Here is a 3322-nt window from a genome sequence, read left to right as displayed (position 1 = left end):
CCGAACATCAACGGATACGGAGGTGATCGTTCATCTCTACGAGGAACTCGGAGAGCGATGCGTGGAGCGGCTGAACGGCATGTTCGCGTTCGCCATCTGGGACTCGAGGCGCGAGAAACTGGTTCTGGCACGGGATCGCATGGGGCAGAAACCCCTCTTCTACCGTCAGAATGGTGACGATTTCGCGTTCGCTTCAGAAATGAAAGCACTTATGTCCGTGGCCGACGGCGACTTCGAGATGGACACAGAGTCGCTTCACCACTATCTGTCGCTTCGATTTGTACCGCCTCCGCGCACCATGCTGAGCGGAATACAGAAGCTCCCTCCCGCCCATCTCCTGGTATTTCAGGAGAATCGTGTTACCGTCAAGCAGTATTGGGAGTTGTCGTTTGTTGGCAAGACGAATGTCAGCGACGGTGATTGGGTAGACATGCTGCGGGACAAGTTGGAGCGATCAGTCGAGTCACATCTGGTCAGTGACGTGCCCGTCGGCGCGTTCCTCAGCGGCGGTCTCGACTCGAGTATGGTCGTTGCCATGATGGCAAATCACTACGACAATCGCATCGCGACGTTCGCCGTGGGAGTTGAAGAGGCTGACTTTGACGAACTGCCGTACGCGCGATCTGTGGCGGACCGATACAACACACGTCACACGGAACAGTGTGTCCACTCGGACCTTATCGGACTGCTCCCTCGAATCATCTGGCATCTCGACGAGCCGTCAGATCCCATCGCGGCCTGTCAGTATCATGCGGCAGAGGTTGCAGCCCGGCATGTCAAAGTCGTCCTCGGAGGAGATGGTGGAGATGAGCTCTTTGGCGGGTTCGATCGCTACTATGGGCTCGACTACGTACGACACTACGCTCGAATCCCGGCGCTGATACGAGGTCGACTTCTGCGACCGTTGCTGCGTCGGCTTCCCGACAGTTTTACATACAAGAGCGTCACCCAGAAGCTCCGTTGGATCGATCAGTTGGCGGCTGTTCCAGATCTCGGAGAGCGCTATGCAGAGGCCACCTGCTACTTCCGTTTCAGTCATCTCGACAAGGCGAGCCTGTTCACCGACTCGGCCTGGCTGCGCGTCAAGGACCTGAATTCATCGGAGGTCATATCGTCGCCGTTTCACAGTGCACCGGCGACCGACATGCTCGATCGAATGCTGTATACCGACATAGTGACCCGGTTGCCGGAACACTCATTGATGCTCACAGATCGGATGAGCATGGCGCACAGCCTCGAACTCAGATCGCCAATGTTGGATCACGAACTTGTCGAACTGATGGCGACCTATCCGGCCGATCTCAAGATCAGAAACCGCCAAACAAAGTTTATCCTGCGGGAGCTGGCGAAAGATTACCTCCCTGAGGACATCGTCAACCGCGACAAGCAGGGGTTCATGTTTCCGATCGCCTACTGGTTTGCGGGAAAGCTCCACGGATTCCTCCGAACTTTTCTGCTGGAATCGAGATTCGTCCGAGAGGGAATCTTTCGTCGTGATGCTGTAGCAGATCTTCTCGACGATCATCTGATCGGCCGTCGCGACAACCATGTTCGACTGTGGATGCTTCTGAATCTCGAAATATGGGACCGGATCTATCTTCGTGGAGTCCAACCGGAGGCTATCGAGGACGAGATTGTTGCGGCCATCGCACGGAATGAAGAATAAAAACGACTGAGTCCAGAACTCACGTACTCAATTGCAGAAACCGTTTACTCGCATAGTTCAACGTTACCTGGTTCCGAGATTCGTAGCGTCTATCTACTTCTCCCTGCGATACCGATGTCTCGTCAGTATCAAGAGCCAGGTTCAGCTAAGCGGAAGCATTTCATTTGGCAGAGGTACGGTCGTCAAGCCTTTCGCAGTCATTCAGACGCAGGCGGGTCGCATCTCCATTGGCCGCAACAGCGCGGTTAGCAGTTTCAACCACATCTCGACCGGGACGAAAGACGTGATCATCGGAGACAACGTTCGAATTGCTCCGAACGTTACGGTGCTTGGGGGAAGCCGCGACTTCCGAAGTCGTGATGTCCTTATCGTCGATCAGGGGTCGACCAACACGGGACTGATAATTGGTGATGACGTCCTGATCGGTGCCAACGTGGTCATTCTTCCCGGATGCAACATCGGAACAGGAGCCGTTGTGGGGGCAGGCAGCGTTGTAGACCATGAAGTACCGCCGTATTCCATCGTGGCGGGAGTGCCGGCGAAAGTCATAGGCATGCGTTCTTGAGTTGTATTCGGACGATGAGTGTCAATGCCTCGACTGGCAATAACAAGATGGCGCTACGACGAAAAGTGAGGGTTTGGCAATGAGAATCGGAATAATGCTTCGGACTCTGCACGAGCGCGGAGGCGTCGGGGTCTACGCTAGATACATCACCGAAGAACTGCTGGCACGAGATCGCGAGAACGAATACGTTTTGTACTATCTCGGACGATCCCATGTCGGCACCTTCGCACATTATCCCAACGTCGAGGAGCGGCCGCTAAAGACAACCAATAAAGCAATCTGGGACCAATTCTCGGTGCCAATCGCCTGCCGAAAAGATCGCATCGACGTACTGTTCCATCCCAAGTTTACGGTACCGCTACTGGCACCCTGTCCATCAGTGATGGTGCTTCATGGCGCAGGCTGGTTCATACCCGAGCACCAGAAATACTGGGGCGCGATAGACGTCCGATATCTCCGACTGGTGATGCCTCTCTACTGCCGAAGAGCCAGAGCAATTCTCTCGGTATCCAATGTGACGACAGACATTTTCACGCGCCTGTTCGGCCTTCCGGAAGGAAAAGTCAAGACGGTGTACCTGGCCCCGGGGAAGCACTTTTCTCGTGTGGAGGACGCGGCAGTTCTCGATAGCGTCAGAAAGCGCTATGGATTGCCTGAGCAGTTTGTCTTCACGCTCTCAAAATATCCGGGCGGTGATCGGAAGAACATTGACGGCATATTCGCAGCATACGAAGCCGTTCATGGAACGACAGATCACAAGCTCGTGGTGGGTGGAAAGAACTGCGACAAGTTCCGTGATGACTATGACCTGCCTTCAGACGGCTTTGGCAAAGATGTGCTTTTCCCGGGATATATCGCTCAGGAAGATCTCCCGGCGGTCTACTCGCTTGCCAGCGTGTTCCTCTATCCTTCCAACATGGAGGCGTTTCCGATTCCGGTGACCGAAGCCATGGCATGCGGGACTCCCCTCATTACCTCGACGGGCAACGGTCTGAAAGAGATCGCAGGCGAGGCAGCCGTGCTCGTCGATCCCCGGGAGCATTCGGCGATCGCGGCAGCCCTCGGCCATGTCTTGCAGAACGAAGATGTCA

Annotated in this window: 3 protein-coding genes; all 3 read left to right on the top strand. The window is 55.1% G+C overall.

The features are described from left to right. The coding region (gene asnB / locus HKN37_12700) for an asparagine synthase (glutamine-hydrolyzing) (GenBank protein NNE47506.1) at positions 1-1666 on the top strand (1666 nt) is incomplete at its 5' end. A 220-nt stretch (positions 1667-1886) separates the two neighbouring features. After that, positions 1887-2231 (top strand): acyltransferase, encoded by a 345-nt coding sequence (locus tag HKN37_12695; GenBank protein ID NNE47505.1) that lies wholly within the window; start codon positions 1887-1889, stop codon positions 2229-2231. A gap of 79 nt (positions 2232-2310) precedes the next feature. Next, positions 2311-3322: glycosyltransferase family 4 protein (locus tag HKN37_12690; GenBank protein ID NNE47504.1), on the top strand; the 1012-nt coding region annotated here is incomplete at its 3' end.

The organism is Rhodothermales bacterium (assembly GCA_013002345.1).
In the GTDB taxonomy this organism is placed as follows: Bacteria; Bacteroidota; Rhodothermia; order Rhodothermales; family JABDKH01; genus JABDKH01.
Note: the sequence above shows the minus strand (reverse complement) of the source record. Positions and strands in the feature narration are given on the sequence as shown.